The following is an 18,291-nucleotide window of genomic DNA, read 5'->3' as shown; positions in this document are numbered from 1 at the left end:
GATCAATGATTGCGGTGGACGGAAAAGGCCGCCAGGTCCACAAGTGCGTGCTTGTAAGGCGAATCGGGAAGCGAAGCCAGGGCGTCTTTAGCTAGCGCCGCCTCGACTTCGGCACGGGCGGCAGTGTAAGCGATGGAACCGCTCGATTCAATTGCATTAATAACGGCATCGATCTGCGTTTGATCGCCGCGCTCGATGGCGCCGCGGATCAAATCGCGATGTTCAGTACTGCCATGACGCATGGCATGGATCAGCGGCAAGGTCGGCTTGCCCTCGGCCAAATCATCGCCGACATTTTTGCCCAGGGCCGGGTTGTTGCGGCCATAGTCTAGCGTATCGTCGACTAATTGAAATGCCGTTCCCAGATGCAGCCCATACCGCGCCATTTGTTCTTCGATCGCCCCGCGTTGTTTGTTAATGACGGCTCCCAGGCGGGCGGCAGCCTCGAATAACTTGGCGGTTTTGCTGGAGATGACGTCGAAATAGCGTTCTTCGGTGGTTTCCGGATCGTGACAATTGAGCAGTTGCAGCACTTCGCCGCGGGCAATGGTATTGGTGGTCTGCGCTAAGATTTCCATGACGCGCATTTCGTTGACTTCCACCATCATTTCAAACGCTCGCGAGTACAGAAAATCGCCGACCAAGACACTGGCCTCGTTGCCCCAAATCGTATTGGCGGTCGACTGGCCGCGGCGCATTTCCGAGGCGTCGACGACGTCGTCGTGCAACAGGGTGGCGGTATGGATAAACTCGACGATGGTCGCCAGCTGAATATGCGCCTGGCCCTGATAGCCGACGGCACGGGCGCCGAGCAGGACGATGAGCGGTCGGAGCCGCTTTCCGCCGCTGCCGATGATGTAATTGGCCAGCTGATTGATCAGCACCACATCCGACTGCAGGCGCGTGCTAATCTCGCGGTTTACCGCCTGAAGGTCTTCGTGCACCAGCGCTTTGATGGCTTCGAAGTCCATGCGGCCGTTCATTATTAGGGGGTTGGCAAGGTCGGGCATCGTAGGGATGGGGTACTAAGCTGTCAAGCAAAGGCACGTATCGTTTGACCTTATAGGGGCCGGCCGTTAGAATTGCGGGCCTTTTCAGCCCGGCGTCTGGCTTAAGACGCAACTTTTTCGGAGACGAATATTATGTACGCGGTGATTGAAACTGGCGGCAAACAGTACCGGGTAGCTCCGGGCGATGTCATTCGCGTGGAGAAGCTTGAGGTGGCCGCCGGCGATTCCATTGATTTGGACCGGATCTTGTTGGTCGCTGACGAGCAGGGCGCGCGTTTAGGCGGCGAGCTTGCGGGTCTCACGGTGACGGCGACAGTGCGTGCCCATGGTCGCGGTGAAAAAGTTCGCATCTTCAAGATGCGTCGCCGCAAGAACTACCGTCGTAGCGCCGGTCATCGCCAGTCGTACACCGAGCTCGAAATTACCAAGGTTGCCGGTGTTGCGGCAGTAGCCGCGGCGCCAGCCGCCTAACGGCATACAGGAGATACTGCAATGGCACATAAAAAGGCGGGCGGTAGTTCGCGCAACGGTCGCGACTCACACGCTCAGCGGTTAGGTGTAAAACGTTATGGCGGCGAACAGGTTCTTGCCGGTAACATCTTGGTCCGTCAGCGCGGCACGTGTTTTTATCCGGGTACCAACGTCGGTATCGGTAAGGACGATACGCTGTTCGCTACCGCCGATGGCCATGTGTACTTCGAGATCAAAGGCCCGCGTAACCGTAGAACGGTCAGCGTCCGGTCGGTTTAGTTGTAGCTGTTCATAGAGAAACCCCGCCCTGGCGACAGCGCGGGGTTTTTTATTTTAAAGAGATTCTCACCGACTTACCCTCCCCCTCGGGGGGAGAGTAAAGGGTGGGGGTGGGTTTTGAGTCGCTGATACGTCCGCTATGAAATTCGTCGATGAAGCCACCATTCGGGTCGAAGCCGGCAACGGCGGCGACGGTTGTATGAGCTTTCGACGCGAGAAATTTATTCCGCGCGGTGGCCCAAACGGTGGCAACGGTGGTGCCGGCGGTAATGTCTACTTGGTCGGCCAGGAGGGCCTCAACACCCTCGCCGATTTCCGGCATACGCGCATGTTCCGCGCGCCGCATGGGGAGAAGGGCGGTAGCCAAGATTGCACCGGACGGTCCGGTGTCGATCGACTGATCGCGGTTCCGCTAGGGACCAAGATTGAAGACGCTGCCACCGCTGAGCTCATCGGCGAGATCACGCGCAATGGCCAGCAGCTACTCGTCGCCCACGGCGGCAAGGGTGGCCTCGGGAACGCCTGCTTCAAATCCAGTACCAACCGCGCGCCGCGCAAAACGACCCAGGGCATACCCGGTGATCAGCGCGAGCTGAAACTCGAGCTGCAGGTATTAGCCGACATCGGTTTACTCGGTTTGCCGAATGCCGGTAAGTCGACCTTGTTGCGGCAGGTGACGCAGGCGCGGCCGAAGGTCGCCGACTATCCGTTCACGACGCTGCATCCTAATCTGGGTGTCGTTCGCCTTGGCCCCGATCGTAGCTTCGTCATTGCCGATATTCCCGGTTTGATCGAAGGCGCGGCTGAAGGCATCGGTCTTGGCATTCAATTTTTGAAGCACCTGTCGCGCACCCACATTCTGTTGCATTTGGTGGATCTACTTCCGCCGGAGGGCGAGGCGGAGATTGCGCGACGCGTCGAAAACATCGTCGGCGAGTTGCGCAAATTTAGCCCGGCACTGGCCGAACGCGAACGTTGGTTGGTGTTTAATAAAATCGATTTAATAGATCCCGCCGAGCGTACGGCACGCATCGATGCGTTACGCGCCGAACTCGGTTGGCAAGGCAATATTTACGGCATCTCGGCAGTAACCGGCGAAGGCTGCCGCGAGTTGATGGAAGGTTTGATGCGCCGACTCGAAGAGCTCAGACGGGAACAAAGCGAATGTCACAACGAAACTCCTCCAGCCGAGACCTCCTAACGCGGGCTCGCCGCTGCGTCATCAAAATCGGCAGCGCGCTCGTTACCAACGCCGGGCAGGGACTCGATGGCGAAGCGATCGCCGGTTGGGCGGCGCAGATCGCGCAGCTGCGCGCGCAATCGATCGAGTGTGTCGTCGTCACTTCCGGCGCGGTTGCCGCCGGCATGCAACGCCTAGGGCGTACGCAGCGGCCGAACGCATTGCACGAATTGCAGGCGATGGCCGCCGTCGGCCAGATGGGGTTGGTGCAGGTATACGAGTCGGCATTCCAGCGTTTCGGTATCCATACCGCGCAAGTGCTGCTGACGCACAACGACCTCGCCGATCGCCAGCGCTATCTCAACGCGCGCAGCACGCTGCGGACCTTGCTCGATCATTCGGTGATTCCGGTAATCAACGAGAACGACACCGTCGCGACCGAAGAGATTCGTTTCAGCGACAACGATACGTTGGCGGCGTTGGTGACCAATTTGGTGGAAGCCGACCTGCTGCTGATTCTCACGGATCAATCTGGGCTGTACGAACGTGACCCACGGGTGCATACCGGTGCGCCATTGGTCGCAGAAGGCGCCGCCGGTGATCCGCGACTGCTCGAAATGGCCGGTGGTTCCGGCACATTTGGCCGCGGCGGCATGCGTACCAAATTACTCGCGGCGGAGAAGGCCGCGCGCTCGGGCGCGGCTACCGTAATCGCCGCCGGACGTGAACCGGAGATTTTGCAGCGCTTACTGAAGGGCGAGACAATCGGGACGTTATTGTTGCCGCCGCAGGGTAGGTTGGCGGCGCGTAAGCAGTGGTTGGCGGGCCCACTACAGGTGCGTGGTCGACTGATGCTCGATGCGGGTGCTGTCACCGCTATCCGTGCGGCCAGTAAAAGCTTGCTACCGGTTGGTATTATTAAAGTCGAAGGTAGTTTCGGCAGAGGCGAAATCGTTGCCTGTATTGATGCCGACGGACGCGAGATCGCGCGTGGCTTGGTGAATTACAGTGCTGAAGAGGCGCGGCGCATCATGGGCCAGCCGAGCGACCGCATCGAGCCGATCCTCGGCTACATCGACGAGCCTGAACTAATCGGTAGGGATAACTTAGTACTCAGTTAGCGGCGCGTAATGGCGCCGCTAACTGCAAATCGTCGGATTAACCGGCGATGGCGCGGACGCGATCGTTGAGGCGGCTCTTGTAGCGGCTGGCGGTGTTGCGGTGCAGAACGCCCTTGCCGGCGAGACGGTCGATAATCGAGCTCGCATCGCGGTAGGCGGCTTGTGCCACGGTCTTGTCCTTGGCTTCGACAGCCTTCAGGACTTTCTTAATTTGAGTGCGCATCAGCGAACGGCGAGCGGCGTTGTGCTCACGATTTTTTTCGGCCTGACGGGCGCGTTTCTTTGCTTGTACGGTGTTAGCCAAGGTGAAGTTCCAGGTACCTTTAGGAAGGCGCGCAATATGCGGATTTCGCCGGTTTTTGTCAACCCGCTGTGCGACTGCCGGCGCTATCACGTATCATCGCCCCCGCTTCTGATACCCCCAGGGACCCCGTTTTGACGCGCAAATTGCTGCAATCGACGGCGCTAACCGGCGCCATGACCCTTGTTTCCCGCATAACCGGCTTAATTCGCGATATGGCCATGGCGAGCCTCATGGGCGCCGGTGCGTCGGTGGCGGCCGACGCCTTTTATGTCGCTTTTCGCATTCCGAATTTCTTGCGCCGCATCTTCGGCGAGGGTGCCCTGTCGCAGGCATTCGTGCCGGTCTTCGCCGAATATCGCGCCCGTAAATCGCCGGAGGAAGCGCAGCGGCTAATCGATAACGTTACCGGTGTCCTGAGCGTGGCGCTGTTCGCCGTAACGCTGATTGGGGTGGTGGTCGCGCCCTTGTTGGTGTGGGTCTTAGCGCCGGGCTTTGCCGTGCAAGAGCCGCAGAAGTACCAGCTCACGGTTGCGATGTTGCGCGTCATGTTTCCTTATTTGTTTTTTATCTCGTTGGTTGCGCTGGCGGGTGGAATTCTCAATACGTTAGGTAAATTCGGCGTAGCCGCGTTTACGCCGGTGCTGCTCAATTTGGCGCTCATCGGTGCGGCACTGTGGTTAGCGCCGTATTTGGATCAACCGGCGATGGGCTTAGCCTGGGGCGTGTTCATTGCCGGTGTCGCGCAGCTACTGTTTCAGATTCCCTATTTGAGAAGAGTCGGCTTGTTACCGCGGCCACGGTTTCGATGGCGCGATGATGGTGTCTCGCGAGTCATGAAGCTCATGTTACCCGGCATCTTTGGCGTGTCGGTCGCGCAGATTAATCTGTTGGTAAACACGGTACTCGCCTCATTTTTGGTGACCGGCAGCGTGTCATGGCTTTATTACGCCGATCGCGTCATGGAGTTTCCGATCGGCGTCTTCGGTATCGCGCTTGGCACCGTGGTCTTGCCGCAATTGTCGCAAAAGCATGCCAGCGCCTCGGTCGATGATTTTTCGCACTTGCTCGACTGGGGATTGCGCTTGGCATTCATAATAAGTATCCCCGCATGCGCCGCTTTGATCGTCTTAGCCGGCCCCATCGTCATTACCCTGTTTCATCACGGGAAGTTCGACGCGAACGACGTAACGATGAGTGTGCAGGCATTGATCGCCTTTTTGGTCGGATTAGTGCCGTTCATTCTGATTCGAATTCTTGCCCCCGGTTTCTATGCGCGTCACGATACGGCCACGCCGGCCCGGGTTGGCGTTTATTCTCTTATTACTAATATTGTTTTGAGCTTGCTGTTTGTTTATCCGCTGGCGCATACCGGCTTAGCGTTGGCAACGTCGATCGCCGCGGTCGTTAACGCCGGTTTGCTCTATCGGATTCTTCGGCAACAGGGGGTATACCGCCCGCTGGTCGGCTGGTCGCGCTTCTTTGGTCGGGTAGGGGTGGCGACAGTGGCGATGGCGGGGGCATTGACTTGGGGAGTAGGCGGGCTTGAAGCATGGTTGAGTGCACCATCGCTGGAACGCGCCGCTCGCCTGGCATTCTGGATTCTCGTCGGCTCGGTGGTGTATGGTGCAGTACTCTTATTAAGTGGCATGCGCCCGGCTCATCTGAAACTTAAGACGTCCTAGCTAGTTACATGATCTACGCCGAAATCCATCAAATCACCACCTGCGACGACCCGCGTGTATTCACGCTGGCGGAGGCAGAGGGGTTGTTTCCGTTGGTACGCAAGATCACACAGGGGACGTATCACCAGCTCGAACCGGTACGGCGCGTGCTCGAAGCGATGGTACCGACCAATCCCACGATCAAGGAAATCGAGCGCCAGTACGAAGCGATCGTCAAGCGCTGGGTCGGTAAAATGGAACGCCTCGGGTTGGTGGTGAAGGGGCTGTGGTTGGTCGATTTCGATACCGGCGATGGTTACCTCTGTTGGAAGTTTCCCGAGCTGCGTATCGGCTACTATCACGGCTACCACGAAGGCTATTCCGGCCGCGTGCCGTTGCAGAAGGTTGTCGAAGAGCTCGACCCCGATTGGGCGCACGCATAGCTTCGCTGCTCGCCATTCCTCTTATTAGCTTTTAGAATCAATTCAATGGAGCTTATTCGCGGGCTGCACAATCTGCGACCGGACCACCGCGGCTGTGTCGTCACTATCGGTAACTTCGACGGTATTCATCTCGGCCATCAGGCCGTGATCACGCAGCTGCACGAGCGCGCGCAGGCACTGGCTGTGCCGTCGCTGATCATGTTCTTCGAGCCGCAGCCAGCGGAGTATTTTCGACCGCAGGCGATGCCGGCGCGATTGATGCGCTTGCGGGAGAAGCTGCTGACGTTACGCGAGCAGCCGATCGATCGGGTGCTGTGCGTGCGCTTCGACGATCGTGTCGCTGCGCTCGACGCCGAGGTGTTTATCGAGCAGATACTGCGCCGCGGTCTCGATGCACGTTATGTCGTCGTCGGCGATGACTTCCGTTTTGGTCACAAGCGCCGCGGCGATTTGGATATGCTGGTTCGAGCCGGACGGCAGCACGGGTTCGACGTCGCGGCGATGCCGACCTTCCGCATCGATGGTGAGCGGGTCAGCAGTACCCGCATTCGTGCGGCGCTGGCCGCCGGTGATTTGACCACGGCGGCGAAGTTGCTCGGACGTCCGTACCGCATGTGCGGCCGCGTGGCGCATGGTGACAAAATCGGCCGCCAGATCGGCGTGCCTACCGCCAACATCGCTTTGCATCGGCGGCACGCCGCCATCCAAGGCATCTTTGCGGTTAAGACCTCGGGATTGTCGGCCAAGCCGTTGGCCGGCGTTGCCTCTATCGGCACGCGGCCGACGGTGGGCGGTGTGAAGCCGTTGCTCGAAGTGCACTTGTTCGACTTCGATGGCGAGATTTACGGTCGCCACATCGCCGTCGATTTTCTGCATAAGCTGCGCGACGAGCGCCGCTTCGATTCTGTTGAGGAGATGCGCGCGCAGATCATGGATGACATTGAGCGCGCGCGCGATTATTTCGTCGTTCGCGGATGACCGCGACGAACCGAGCCTTTAGGTGAGTGCTACGTAATGACCACAAGCGATTATAAGAACACGCTCAATCTGCCGCGCACGGATTTTCCGATGAAGGCCAACCTCGCCAACCGCGAGCCAGAGTCTCTCAAGCGCTGGGAGTCGATCGGGCTATACGCCAAATTGCGCGCCACCGGCGCTGGTCGGCCGAAATACCTTCTGCACGACGGGCCGCCGTATGCGAACGGCGACATCCATATCGGTCATGCGCTGAACAAAATTCTGAAAGACATCATCATTAAGTCGAAGACGTTGAGCGGCTTCGACGCGCCGTACGTGCCCGGTTGGGATTGCCATGGCTTGCCGATCGAGCACGCGGTCGAAAAGAAAATCGGTAAGGCCGGCGTGCAAGTCGATGCCTCCAAGTTCCGCGCCGCTTGCCGCGAATACGCGGCGGCGCAGGTGGATCGTCAGCGTGACGATTTCATTCGCTTGGGTGTGTTCGGTGATTGGCGTAAACCTTATTTGACGATGGACTACCGGTTCGAGGCCGACATCATTCGCGCGCTCGGCCGCATCGTCGCCGGCGGTCATGTGTATCAAGGTTTCAAGCCGGTGCATTGGTGTATCGATTGCGGTTCGGCGTTGGCCGAGGCCGAGGTCGAATATCAGGAACGTACCTCTCCGGCGATCGACGTGCGCTTTACGGTCGTCGATGAAGCGGATTTCTCGTCGCGCGTCGATGGCGGCGGTAAAGGCGAAGGGCCGGTCAATGTCGTCATCTGGACGACGACCCCATGGACCCTGCCGGCGAATCAAGCAGTCGCGCTACACCCGACTCTCGATTACGTGCTGGTGCAGTATGTCGGTAACGTTGGTCACGAGCGCCTGCTAATTGCTGACGCCCTGCTTAAAGACGTCATGGGGCGTTACGGCATCGACGATTACCGTGTTGTTGGCCGCGCGCCGGGCGCCGCCTTTGAAGGCGTGAAGCTCAAACATCCGTTTTACGGGCGCGAAGTACCGATCGTGCTCGGTAATCATGTAACGACAGAGACCGGTACCGGTGCAGTGCATACGGCACCAGGCCATGGTCTCGAAGACTTTATCGTCGGTCGGCACTACGGTTTGGCGATTGACAATCCGGTCGGCGGCGACGGTAAATTTTTGCCGAGTACCGAGATCTTCGCCGGTGAGCACGTCTTCAAGGCGAACGACCATGTGATCGAAGTCCTTAAGACCAACGGCAAATTGGTACATGCGGCGGCGCTTAACCACAGCTATCCACACTGCTGGCGCCACAAGACGCCGATTATTTTCCGCGCCACGTCGCAGTGGTTTATCGGCATGGAAAAATTGCGCGACAATGCCATGCAGGCGATCCGCGATACGAAATGGATTCCGAATTGGGGCCAAGCGCGCATCGACAGCATGGTCGACGGGCGTCCGGATTGGTGTATCTCGCGCCAGCGTGCCTGGGGCGTGCCGATCGCACTGTTCGTGCATAAAGAAACCGGCAAGCTCCATCCCGATACCGCCAAGCTGATCGAAGCGGTGGCACAGCGCGTTGAACAGAAAGGTATCGACGCCTGGTTTGAGCTAACGGCAGACGATCTGCTCGGTGCCGATGCCGCGCAATATGAAAAGGTGAAGGACACGCTCGATGTTTGGTTCGATTCGGGCGTAACGCATGCTTGTGTGCTCGAGCAGCGAGACGGTCTGCAGTGGCCGGCGAATATGTATCTCGAAGGTTCGGATCAGCATCGCGGTTGGTTTCAATCGTCGCTGTTGACCTCGGTCGCCATGAAAGGCCGTGCGCCGTATCGTGAAGTGTTGACCCATGGCTTCACCGTCGACACTAAGGGCCGGAAAATTTCGAAGTCGCTCGGCAACGATATGGGCGGGCTGCAGAAGGTTATCAAGACGCTCGGCGCCGACATCATGCGTTTGTGGGTCGCTTCCACTGACTACCGTGGCGAGATGAGCATCTCGGAAGAGATCCTCGCGCGCATGGGCGATTCCTATCGGCGTATTCGTAATACCGCGCGCTACTTACTGGCAAACCTCGACGGTTTCGATCCGTCGCAAGCGTTGCCGCCCGAAGAATTACTGGCGCTCGATCGTTGGGTATTGCGGAAGGCGGCGCAGTTGCAGCGGGAAGTGATCGAGGCCTACGACTCTTATAACTTCCATCTGATCTATCAAAAGGTGCATCAGTTCTGCGTTATCGAGCTTGGCGGTTTTTATCTCGATGTGCGGAAGGACGGCATGTACACCATGCCGCGCACGTCACTAGGCCGGCGTTCGGCGCAGACGGCGATGTATCACATGCTCGAGGCGGTCGTACGCTGGCTCGCACCGATCCTGAGCTTCACGGCCGAAGAGATTTGGTCGTACTTGCCTGGGCAGCGCAGCGACTCTGTGTTCTTGGAACAGTGGTACAGCTTGCCGGCGCTGGATAGTTTAAGAAAAGACGAATTGACACTGGAGCAGTGGGAGTTGGTGCTGAATGTGCGGCAAGCGGTTAGCCGCGAGCTCGAGAAGTTGCGGGTCGCCGGCGATATCGGCTCGTCGTTGGATGCCGAAGTCGATCTCTATTGCAGCGATGTCGTGCTTAAGCAGTTGGGCAGTTTTGGCGATGACTTGCGCTTTATCTTTATCAGCTCGTATGCGCGACTGCATCCATTGGCCGAGCGTACGATGAGCAGCACGGCAACGGAACACCCCGATTTGTATATTAAGGTGACACCGTCGGGATATGCGAAGTGTGTGCGTTGTTGGCATCATCGGGAAGACGTTGGCTCCCACGCCGATCATCCATTGATTTGTGGGCGTTGCATTGAAAACGCATTCGGAGTGACCTAACTATGCGTCGCGTGGCGTTTCGTTTCCTCTGGATCTCGGCGGCTATTATCGTCTTTGATCAGCTCAGCAAATGGGTGGCACTGAAGTATTTGCTGCGTCATGCCGAAGTGGCGGTCGCACCGTTCCTGAATCTCACGCTCGTTTTCAACCGTGGTGCCGCCTTCGGTTTCTTGAACAGCGCCGAGGGTTGGCAGAATGTCTTTTTCGTGGTCATTGCACTCGTTGCGACCGCTATCATTTTTTATCTGCTAAACCGGCTGAGCGCCGCCGAGCGTAGCGTCGCTATCGGTTTGTCGCTGATCCTCGGCGGCGCCTTGGGTAATTTGATCGACCGATTCATACACGGCCATGTGATCGATTTCATCGACATTTACTATAAAACCTGGCATTGGCCGGCGTTTAACGTCGCTGACTCGGCGATTACCATCGGTGCCGCGTTGTTGATCCTTGATGCCTTCGGTATTGGCACACGCAAGCGCCACGCCGAATCCTAGGTTCGTAAACCGTCGTTTTCCTGCGTATTATGCCGCCCATGCAAGTTTATCTAGCCAGCCCCAGAGGTTTCTGTGCCGGTGTCGACCGCGCGATCGAGATCGTTGAGCGCGCGCTCGAGTTGTTCGGCGCGCCGATTTATGTGCGCCATGAAGTCGTGCACAACCGCTTCGTGGTCGACGATCTGCGCGCCAAGGGTGCTGTATTCGTCGATGAACTGGATCAGGTGCCGGACGGCGCCACAGTTATTTTTAGCGCGCACGGTGTATCCCGCGCCGTACAAGCGCAGGCGCGCAATCGCGGCCTGCGCGTGTTCGATGCTACCTGTCCGCTGGTGACTAAGGTTCACATGGAAGTCGTTCGGCACCGTAAACACGGCACCGAGCTCGTTCTCATCGGCCATGCCGGTCATCCGGAAGTCGAAGGCACGATGGGTCAAGTGAACGATGGAATTTATCTCATCCAAACAGTCGATGACGTCGCGAAGTTGCAGGTACGCGATCCGCAAAATCTCGGTTACGTTACCCAAACGACGCTGTCGGTCGACGACACCAAGAAAATCGTCGATGCGCTCCACGTTCGCTTCCCGGCGATTCAGGGGCCGAAGCGCGACGACATCTGTTATGCAACGCAAAATCGGCAGGATGCGGTTAAGCAACTCGCTGGCAACTGTGAAGTTTTTCTCGTCGTTGGTTCGCGCAACAGCTCCAACTCTAATCGACTGCGGGAAGTCGCCGAATCCTTGGGCGCACGCGCTTATATGATCGATGGCCCTGAAGATATACGGCGCGAGTGGTTAGAAGGTGCTTCTAGGATTGGTTTGACGGCGGGTGCGTCGGCGCCGGAGGTTTTAGTTCAGCAGGTCGTGGCCCGGCTGACGGAGTGGGGCGCGTCGGTGGTGTCCGGTGCCGATCAAGGCAATGAAGGAGTGGTGTTCCCGGTTCCCCGGGCGCTGCGCAGTTAGTCGATTAACCTTCCTTAATTCGCCCACTTGCTGCGATCATTGGCGTCGTTGTAATCGCCGTCGCAATTTTTATCGAAGAATTTGTCGCCTTTGGAAGTAATACCGAAGCAGCCGTCACTGGCCGGCTGGCGGCCGGTAACTCCGGTGCCGCTCGGATTGGCAATCGCGGTGAACCCGCAATTGATGGTCGAGCAGTTGCTGGCGATAGCTCCGCCGGATTGAACCACGCCCGTTATAAGACTGAGGAAGTAGTGATGATCGGGTGAAAGCTGCGTCATCCCCAATCCTAAGTTCGCGCAGTCTCGTGTGGCGGTCAATGAAGACGCATAACTATTACAGCGGGTAAAGAATTTCTCCTGTACGTCTGTTATTCGCAAAAGCGCTGTGTGTGCATCAGACCGGCGCCCTTGGGTCATGAACGTGGTGTAGCCTGGATAAGCAATACTGGCAAGAATGCCGATAATGACGACGACGATCATGAGCTCGATTAACGTAAAACCGCGCGCTCGCATTGCTCTTCTCCCGGCTCTAGTTATTAGTTGATCGGGACGATTTGGATTTCGGTGATATATAACTCGCCCGTCGCGCTATTCATCTGGGTGTTAAAACGAATACGCTTTTCGTGCTGGAGAATATCGACTGATGCAGGTTTACCGTCGGGAAGGTAAACGCGCAGTGTCGACGCAAGACGGTAGCGCCGGTCATTGATGGATATTTGTTCGTGTGCCGCATCGACGCTACGAACGGTGCCACTCATACTGAACCGGGACGCGCTGTGCGCGACAGTTTGTGCAGCATAAACGCCATTGCTGGACCCGCAGACCAACAGTAGTGCGACGATCATCGACAATCTGTTCATGATGGGTACCCTCCGCTAGCAACGATTCTGCTTATTGAAGCTGGCGCCAGGATTGACGGCCGCCCGATATTTTCCCGACGTAGTTCTTGACGGCGACCACCGCCCCTTTTGATCCAGCCAGAAGTTTTAAGTCTTTGCCTTTGGGGCTGTCACGCATGATGACCGGGTCGGGCAGGATGCCGTTGTCCGGATTAATACCGGCGACAGAACCACCCAGATATTCGTCATTGCTGTCGATAATGCCATTGTTGTCTAAATCAAAGACAGCTTTGGCCAGTTTGCCACCATTAGTGGGATTCAACTCCATCAACCAGCCGGTTCCACCGAAATTACAGGGTGTCGAATCGGGAATAAGAGTGGTGAAGATAATGCGTGGTGTTGCACCGCCTAGCAGTACCGGTTTTGAAACCGAGCGTTCGCCGGTCGCGAGTAAATCCAGCGTCCATCCCATGCAGTTGCCGCCGGAGTTGCAGGCGGTTCCGCTGCTGCCCCAGCCAGAGATGGTATTGTTGCTAACAACGCGAACCGTTTGGCCGGAGACCGTTTGCGTCGATAGCGTTTGTGTTCTTAATCGACTGGATGCTACCGCCCCTGTGGTAGCGGCGCTCGTGCTGTTATCGGGATCCCAAACGCCGTTGAAACTATTGTCGATCGGCGTGCCTGAGACGCTGCCGTCCGGCGGAGCGTTGGGGTTACTGTCGGTCGTCGCGATATAGCGACCCGTGCCAAAGTACGCCATGAAGCCTACTTCGCCGGTGGGATGAAGTCCGATTTCGGGACGCGCGGTGATAGGCAGACGATTACCAGCGCTATCCTGGGCGGTATACATCGGCGCAGGTTTCTGACTCGCGCCGTTTCCCGATTGATAGTACGAATCCCATTTCGTCGGATCGTTGTCCGTCAGGTCGATTTTCCAAAGGTTGCCCTTAAGGTCGCCGGCATAAACATAATCGGCAACGTAGTCCTCATCCTTATCGACGATCGCCGGTGTGGAAAGACCGTTGGCATATTTGGTTCCGGGATAAGCGGCGTCTGCGACCGGATCCGGCAACAGGATTTTTGCGATCTGTGCGCCGGTGACGGCATTGACGACGTAAAGATAAGCTCTTTCATTGATGCTGTTGTAACCGTTGCCGAAGACCGCGGCCCATACGGTAGTCGAGCTGCTGGTGCGAACTTTAGTGATAGTGGCTTCACCGTATGTGTAGCCCATATCGCCGGATGCACTATCGGTGAATTCCCATAACGAAATTCGAGATGCGTTATTTTCTGAAAATGCCAGTGTTAAGGTCGGCGAAACACCGCCGTCCGGATCGGTAATGTCGAGCGCGAAATAGCCTTTACCACCGCCGCCGACGCCGCCTATTAAAACGGTCCGCCAGCAACCCGTTGTACATTGTCCCGATACGTTGGTGAATATGCCGTAGGCATCGGCGGCCGTCGGTGAAGCATCGACGTAATACCGATGGCTATAAGTCGGGTTGGTTAAATGATGTACGCCGTTGTTGTAATTGGGATTGGCGGGGGTCGTAGTGTCGTTAAAAATGAACGACGGTACGTAAGCGATCTTTTCGTCGCCGGTATCGGCATCGAAGCCATGAAACATCCCATCGTTTGCGCCGACGTAGACCATCTCCCGACGGTCGCTGTAGTCATCCCGGAACGTCGAATGCGCCACGTCTTCGATGTTGGCGACAAAAACCGGTGAGCCGATATAAAGAGGAGCGGAATTGGCGATGTCGCCTAATTTGAATCCGCCGGTTCGAGTGCGGAAGCTCGGCGCCGTCCCTGCTCCTTCTTGAGCCGCGTTTCCGCGAAGGAATTCAAGTCGGTCGGTGCCGTAGGCGTCAGTCGTAGAAGTGGCCGGATTGCGATTGAGCACGGCTTGCATGTTGCTTGATAGGGCGTTGGCGCCACTGATAGTCCAGCGAAATGGGATGCCGGTACTGCTATTTCGCGTAATGATGGCGCGATTAGTCCAGGTCGCGCTGGCGAGGCGCGATTTTGCGCTCCAGGTTGGAGTGGAGTTGATAGTTCCAGTCGCATCGATTGCATACGACAATAAATCACCGCTCCAGGTATTGTTGATAAATAGGCCCTGATACAGGTGACTGTTTGTGTTAAGCGAGCGCGAATTGACGGCCACGGCGGCGGCGCTGGCGGTTTTTGCTTCGATATCCGTTAGCGCGCCGGATAGGGCGTTCGTCAGCTGACTGCTGTTGTCCGCCGTGTAGTACGTACCATGGCCATAGGCGGCCGCGTCTTCGAGCATTTGGTTAGCGGCAGCGAATCCAACCGTGTATGTCTCGATATTTTGTTTGGGATACGCGATAGAGTTCCAACTGATCCCCGCATTGTCGTTGCCGCTGGTCATTAAGTCCGTGTCGTAGCCGAACTTCGCGAAGTCATCGAGATATAGCGTGTAGCCTTCGTCCCAGTTGCTTCCGCTTTGGAAGCCGTCGGAATACTGCGGAAAAGTCGGATACTGAGCTGCCGTTGTTGTCGGCGCCTGTCCGTCCCAATCCGGAAGTGAATGACTTGTGTCGGCGGTGTCCGCTGGATCGTCGCTAGGAAAGTTGTCGTCGACCGTGGGGAGACCATCGGTAATGACAATAATGAAGTTCTTCTGGCAACGATACTGCAGTGGACTCGTGTATGTCAGGTTCGCGTGATAATAGCTCGACAGGCCGCGAAAGTAGCGCGTTAATTCGTAATACGCTTCTGCCAGCGGAGTATTGTTTTCAGAAGCGTATCCGCTAATCGCAGTCGTAATGGTCAATGCCGTACTGCCACAGCTCGCGCTCACGGTTGCGCCGTCGCCATAATCCAGGGATGAGTCGCCATAGAACCGCGATACACCGAAGCGGACACCGGGAGTGTTGGTGACCAGATTCGTCGCCACAGTGCGGGCGACGTTCATTCGATAATCGTTCGGAATAGTTCCGGTCGTCAGGTTGGTGCCGTCGGCATAAGTACTGAAGAGGTAATTTAAATAGTTGCCGTTAAAACGAGTGGCGCCGCCACCTACCGGGTCAGGTAGCACAAGACATTTAGTCGTAGTACCGTCCGTGCCTTGTTTCCCCGCGAGGCCGCTGGTTGTGCAGTCGGTAATGCTGGAATAGTGAATATTTCCATTAGTGGAGGTGAACCCCCAGCTCGTGTAAGTGGTTGTGTTGTTATACCCGCTTGCCCAAATAACGTTGTTCATACTGCCCGAGGTATCGATGAGCAGCATGACATTCGGTTCTACCGATGTGGTAACGAATAGCGGCGCTTGGGAAAGCGATAGCTGCGCGGCGACGCCGACGTGTGTGGTCGTTAATAGAGCGACCGCGGCTGCGCTTAACGCTGCGCGTTTGCAGAAGAGTGGTGCAACGGATCGGCGAAGTTGGTTGGGTAACGCGCGTAAATATCGACCCGATTCGCGGCGAATATTGGTGAGACCGTTCATGAATGCTCTCCCAAGTTTATTGTTACTCAACAATAAAAGTCGATGCGCTTATTAATATTCACGCGCGTAGGTGGACTGCACCATCACCTTGGCAGCATCGGTACCGCCGGTACCGCGGCCAGTGATTCGCAATACGGTTATGCCTTTGCCTTTGTAGTTCGCAGGCACGACGAGGCTGCCTCCAACTTCCGGTACTTCTCCGAGATCTTCGATGATGTACTTCGGCTGAGTAGAAACTTTGGTAAGTCCGCTACCGCAAGAGGCGCTGACAGTGGGGCTGCACGGATACTTAGCCGTATCTGAAGAAGCGGAGGACCAACTGACGGTATCCCATCTCGGCGATGTTGTCGCCGAGACGCTATACAGGCCATTTGAATTAGTAAAGGGAGGCTTATTGAGCTGGTCCCTGGCCCATGACTCGCCGCTGACTAATGCCGTTTCAGCGGCCTGGAATGCAAGATTGCGGTCCTTCATGTTCCCCGCCATTTTTTCTTCCAGCGTGGTAGTGCTCATGGCGGTAAGACCCATGATGGTGAGGAGGGTGAGAAGCACTAGCGCCATGACTAGTACGTAGCCGCGCTGACGATTCTTCGGATTTTTTAAGTGCATGGTGACTTCACTCAATTTCGGAGTTGTATGGTTGAACTGAAATATTGGCGTCGATACCTGTCGTTCGGCGGGTCGATGACCGTACCGTCGAGCGTGTACGTTTTTGTATCGATATCCGCATCTGCCGGCGAAAGTGTGCGGGCGACTAGGCCAAGTCGCGCGCTGACTACTTTGTCCCATGCGCCGACACTGGCGTTGCTGGCCGTTAAATAAACATTCGGTACGTTGTCTGCAGTGGCGTCAGTGTCTACGCCGAAGGTAAACCGCATCTCCTCGATGCCTTCGACCAGCTCTAGGGATTGCAAAGCACCCGCTATTAGTTCTTTGCGATACAGTGTCGGTTGGCTATTTATAGGGTTAGTTTTTATGTAATAAACGTGTGTTACGAGCTTCATGAGCTCGGCATTGTTGCCGTAGCGGTGGCTTAGTTTGTTTTGCGAGTTTCCGGTTGTATGAGCAACGGTGATAACCGACGCGCAAGTACCGCCACAGCCGTCTTGATGAGTTTTGAATACATCTCCATTTTTGCAGTCTGTTACGATCAGAATGTCTCCCGCTTTGATGTCGGGAGCGAGCGTTGCAGTGCCTTTAATTTTCACGTTTGCGTTATCGGGAACATTGTTACCGGTTAAATTTGCTCCCCCTTGCGAGGCATACTGCACCATGATCACGTCCGTACCGGCCTTAACGTCTACGGTTGGGAACAAATCGGACGGTAGATTTGGGGACCAGTCGCTCGCCGATGTGCCCGCACCGGTGTAGCGATACGACGTAATTCCTGCAGTATTAAAGCTTGAATATTGGGAAGGGGGGTTGACGAGATTACAGATCGTCCCGCTTGGGCACGTTTGACTGACCGGGGTGCTAAGGGTGAGTGAGCTGCTACAGCCCATATAGCCCGCCATTCGAAGGTCGCGCGACAAGAATTCCATGGCGAAGCGACCGGCTTCTTGAGTGCGAGCCAAACCCTCTTCGAGGGTATAGGTGGAATGGCTCGATGAAAAAATTTTCGATACAGCTGCCAAAATGATAAGGCCGATCGTTAGGGCGACCATCAATTCGACAATCGTGTAACCGAAAGATGTTCGCCGAGGTTGCATATGTAGCAGGCGAAACCGGTGGTTTGATGGTTTTTTTGTGTCAGCTGAAATCATAGGTCTGCCTCTACGTCGAGCTGCATGTCTTCTTCGTTTTCTCTCCACTTAATCGTCACGACACTGCGTGCGCCGCTGATATTGACGGCCCCGGTGCCACTCACCAGTAGCGCTGTAATATTGTTTTTCCAGGAGGCAACGTCGTAATCAGCAAGCTGATTGGGAGCGCAGAGCGAAGCGGTACTCACGCATTGCCCGCCAGATACTGACGGCATAGCGTTCGCCGCAACATTGTTGTAATACCCCGCCGTTTTGCCTAGGGAATTAGCTCGAATCCGGTCGATGATGTCGTAAGCCAGCACGGCTGCTTGTGTACGCTGATAGGACTGCTGATTGAACTTGAGCCCCATCGTTTGGAGAGCTGCAAGACCCAGCAATCCAATGGAGAGAACTAAAAGCGCAACCAGAATTTCAAGCAAGCTGTAGCCTTGATGGCGTTTTTCGTTTTGTTGGGTTGTTTGGTTCATGTTT

General features: G+C 56.4%; 18 protein-coding genes. 10 read left to right on the top strand and 8 right to left on the bottom strand.

The window, feature by feature from the left end:
• Window positions 1-2: 2 nt before the first annotated feature.
• Window positions 3-971, bottom strand: a complete 969-nt coding sequence (gene ispB, locus HY308_17870; protein ID MBI3900139.1) for an octaprenyl diphosphate synthase — start codon at window positions 969-971, stop codon at window positions 3-5.
• A 171-nt stretch (window positions 972-1,142) separates the two neighbouring features.
• Between ispB and rplU the strand changes: the two genes are divergently transcribed.
• The 4 genes from rplU to HY308_17850 all read left to right on the top strand — a co-directional run bounded on the left by rplU (window position 1,143) and on the right by HY308_17850 (window position 4,061).
• Window positions 1,143-1,481: a 50S ribosomal protein L21 gene (rplU, locus tag HY308_17865; GenBank protein ID MBI3900138.1), complete on the top strand. Its 339-nt coding sequence runs from the start codon at window positions 1,143-1,145 to the stop codon at window positions 1,479-1,481.
• Between the two features lie 21 nt (window positions 1,482-1,502).
• Window positions 1,503-1,760 carry a 50S ribosomal protein L27 gene (rpmA, locus tag HY308_17860; GenBank protein MBI3900137.1) on the top strand — a complete coding sequence of 86 codons (258 nt, stop codon included), beginning with the start codon at window positions 1,503-1,505 and terminating at the stop codon, window positions 1,758-1,760.
• 139 nt (window positions 1,761-1,899) lie between these two features.
• The gene (gene obgE / locus HY308_17855) at window positions 1,900-2,961 is read left to right on the top strand and encodes a GTPase ObgE (GenBank protein ID MBI3900136.1); all 1,062 of its coding nucleotides are present in this window, start codon (window positions 1,900-1,902) and stop codon (window positions 2,959-2,961) included.
• Window positions 2,925-4,061 (top strand): glutamate 5-kinase, encoded by a 1,137-nt coding sequence (locus HY308_17850; GenBank protein MBI3900135.1) that lies wholly within the window; start codon window positions 2,925-2,927, stop codon window positions 4,059-4,061. The genes obgE and HY308_17850 overlap by 37 nt, the downstream gene beginning before the upstream one ends.
• Window positions 4,062-4,098: 37 nt before the next feature.
• Here HY308_17850 and rpsT read toward each other — a convergent pair whose 3' ends face one another.
• Window positions 4,099-4,365 carry a 30S ribosomal protein S20 gene (rpsT, locus tag HY308_17845; protein ID MBI3900134.1) on the bottom strand — a complete coding sequence of 89 codons (267 nt, stop codon included), beginning with the start codon at window positions 4,363-4,365 and terminating at the stop codon, window positions 4,099-4,101.
• 131 nt (window positions 4,366-4,496) lie between these two features.
• Here rpsT and murJ point away from each other — a divergent pair, with 131 nt between their 5' ends.
• From murJ to ispH, 6 genes are read left to right on the top strand one after another with little or no spacing between them, the layout of a single operon-like run.
• Window positions 4,497-6,047: a murein biosynthesis integral membrane protein MurJ gene (murJ, locus tag HY308_17840; GenBank protein ID MBI3900133.1), complete on the top strand. Its 1,551-nt coding sequence runs from the start codon at window positions 4,497-4,499 to the stop codon at window positions 6,045-6,047.
• An 8-nt stretch (window positions 6,048-6,055) separates the two neighbouring features.
• A complete protein-coding gene (locus HY308_17835) occupies window positions 6,056-6,469 on the top strand; it encodes a DUF2203 domain-containing protein (GenBank protein ID MBI3900132.1) in 414 nt (137 codons plus the stop codon).
• A gap of 45 nt (window positions 6,470-6,514) precedes the next feature.
• A complete protein-coding gene (ribF, locus tag HY308_17830; protein ID MBI3900131.1) occupies window positions 6,515-7,447 on the top strand; it encodes a bifunctional riboflavin kinase/FAD synthetase in 933 nt (310 codons plus the stop codon).
• Window positions 7,448-7,483: 36 nt separating this feature from the next.
• Window positions 7,484-10,291 carry an isoleucine--tRNA ligase gene (gene ileS, locus HY308_17825; protein MBI3900130.1) on the top strand — a complete coding sequence of 936 codons (2,808 nt, stop codon included), beginning with the start codon at window positions 7,484-7,486 and terminating at the stop codon, window positions 10,289-10,291.
• A 2-nt stretch (window positions 10,292-10,293) separates the two neighbouring features.
• Window positions 10,294-10,785, top strand: a complete 492-nt coding sequence (locus HY308_17820; GenBank protein MBI3900129.1) for a lipoprotein signal peptidase — start codon at window positions 10,294-10,296, stop codon at window positions 10,783-10,785.
• A 38-nt stretch (window positions 10,786-10,823) separates the two neighbouring features.
• Window positions 10,824-11,747 (top strand): 4-hydroxy-3-methylbut-2-enyl diphosphate reductase, encoded by a 924-nt coding sequence (ispH, locus tag HY308_17815; protein ID MBI3900128.1) that lies wholly within the window; start codon window positions 10,824-10,826, stop codon window positions 11,745-11,747.
• Between the two features lie 14 nt (window positions 11,748-11,761).
• Here the strand turns inward: ispH and HY308_17810 are convergent, their stop codons facing one another.
• From HY308_17810 to pilV, 6 genes are read right to left on the bottom strand one after another with little or no spacing between them, the layout of a single operon-like run.
• Window positions 11,762-12,259 carry a prepilin-type N-terminal cleavage/methylation domain-containing protein gene (locus tag HY308_17810; GenBank protein MBI3900127.1) on the bottom strand — a complete coding sequence of 166 codons (498 nt, stop codon included), beginning with the start codon at window positions 12,257-12,259 and terminating at the stop codon, window positions 11,762-11,764.
• Between the two features lie 23 nt (window positions 12,260-12,282).
• Window positions 12,283-12,606: a hypothetical protein gene (locus tag HY308_17805; protein ID MBI3900126.1), complete on the bottom strand. Its 324-nt coding sequence runs from the start codon at window positions 12,604-12,606 to the stop codon at window positions 12,283-12,285.
• 31 nt (window positions 12,607-12,637) lie between these two features.
• Window positions 12,638-16,057 carry a hypothetical protein gene (locus tag HY308_17800; protein MBI3900125.1) on the bottom strand — a complete coding sequence of 1,140 codons (3,420 nt, stop codon included), beginning with the start codon at window positions 16,055-16,057 and terminating at the stop codon, window positions 12,638-12,640.
• A gap of 51 nt (window positions 16,058-16,108) precedes the next feature.
• Entirely contained in the window at window positions 16,109-16,666 is a 558-nt protein-coding gene (locus tag HY308_17795) for a hypothetical protein (protein MBI3900124.1), read from the bottom strand.
• Window positions 16,667-16,677: 11 nt separating this feature from the next.
• The gene (locus tag HY308_17790; GenBank protein ID MBI3900123.1) at window positions 16,678-17,820 is read right to left on the bottom strand and encodes a PilW family protein; all 1,143 of its coding nucleotides are present in this window, start codon (window positions 17,818-17,820) and stop codon (window positions 16,678-16,680) included.
• On the bottom strand, window positions 17,817-18,287 hold the full coding sequence (gene pilV / locus HY308_17785) for a type IV pilus modification protein PilV (GenBank protein ID MBI3900122.1): 471 nt from the start codon (window positions 18,285-18,287) through the stop codon (window positions 17,817-17,819). The genes HY308_17790 and pilV overlap by 4 nt, the downstream gene beginning before the upstream one ends.
• Window positions 18,288-18,291: the final 4 nt, after the last annotated feature.

This window comes from Gammaproteobacteria bacterium (assembly GCA_016199745.1).
Classification (GTDB): domain Bacteria; phylum Pseudomonadota; class Gammaproteobacteria; order Acidiferrobacterales; family Sulfurifustaceae; genus JACQFZ01.
Note: the sequence above shows the minus strand (reverse complement) of the source record. Positions and strands in the feature narration are given on the sequence as shown.

Excerpts from the sequence above, each read along its gene's own strand:
- ispB (MBI3900139.1), bottom strand. The coding sequence starts at position 971 with ATGGACTTCGAAGCCATCAAAGCGCTGGTGCACGAAGACCTTCAGGCG.
- rplU (MBI3900138.1), top strand. The coding sequence starts at position 1,143 with ATGTACGCGGTGATTGAAACTGGCGGCAAACAGTACCGGGTAGCTCCG.
- rpmA (MBI3900137.1), top strand. The coding sequence starts at position 1,503 with ATGGCACATAAAAAGGCGGGCGGTAGTTCGCGCAACGGTCGCGACTCA.
- obgE (MBI3900136.1), top strand. The coding sequence starts at position 1,900 with ATGAAATTCGTCGATGAAGCCACCATTCGGGTCGAAGCCGGCAACGGC.
- HY308_17850 (MBI3900135.1), top strand. The coding sequence starts at position 2,925 with ATGTCACAACGAAACTCCTCCAGCCGAGACCTCCTAACGCGGGCTCGC.
- HY308_17835 (MBI3900132.1), top strand. The coding sequence starts at position 6,056 with ATGATCTACGCCGAAATCCATCAAATCACCACCTGCGACGACCCGCGT.
- ribF (MBI3900131.1), top strand. The coding sequence starts at position 6,515 with ATGGAGCTTATTCGCGGGCTGCACAATCTGCGACCGGACCACCGCGGC.
- ileS (MBI3900130.1), top strand. The coding sequence starts at position 7,484 with ATGACCACAAGCGATTATAAGAACACGCTCAATCTGCCGCGCACGGAT.
- HY308_17820 (MBI3900129.1), top strand. The coding sequence starts at position 10,294 with ATGCGTCGCGTGGCGTTTCGTTTCCTCTGGATCTCGGCGGCTATTATC.
- ispH (MBI3900128.1), top strand. The coding sequence starts at position 10,824 with ATGCAAGTTTATCTAGCCAGCCCCAGAGGTTTCTGTGCCGGTGTCGAC.
- HY308_17810 (MBI3900127.1), bottom strand. The coding sequence starts at position 12,259 with ATGCGAGCGCGCGGTTTTACGTTAATCGAGCTCATGATCGTCGTCGTC.
- HY308_17805 (MBI3900126.1), bottom strand. The coding sequence starts at position 12,606 with ATGAACAGATTGTCGATGATCGTCGCACTACTGTTGGTCTGCGGGTCC.
- HY308_17800 (MBI3900125.1), bottom strand. The coding sequence starts at position 16,057 with ATGAACGGTCTCACCAATATTCGCCGCGAATCGGGTCGATATTTACGC.
- HY308_17795 (MBI3900124.1), bottom strand. The coding sequence starts at position 16,666 with ATGCACTTAAAAAATCCGAAGAATCGTCAGCGCGGCTACGTACTAGTC.
- HY308_17790 (MBI3900123.1), bottom strand. The coding sequence starts at position 17,820 with ATGATTTCAGCTGACACAAAAAAACCATCAAACCACCGGTTTCGCCTG.
- pilV (MBI3900122.1), bottom strand. The coding sequence starts at position 18,287 with ATGAACCAAACAACCCAACAAAACGAAAAACGCCATCAAGGCTACAGC.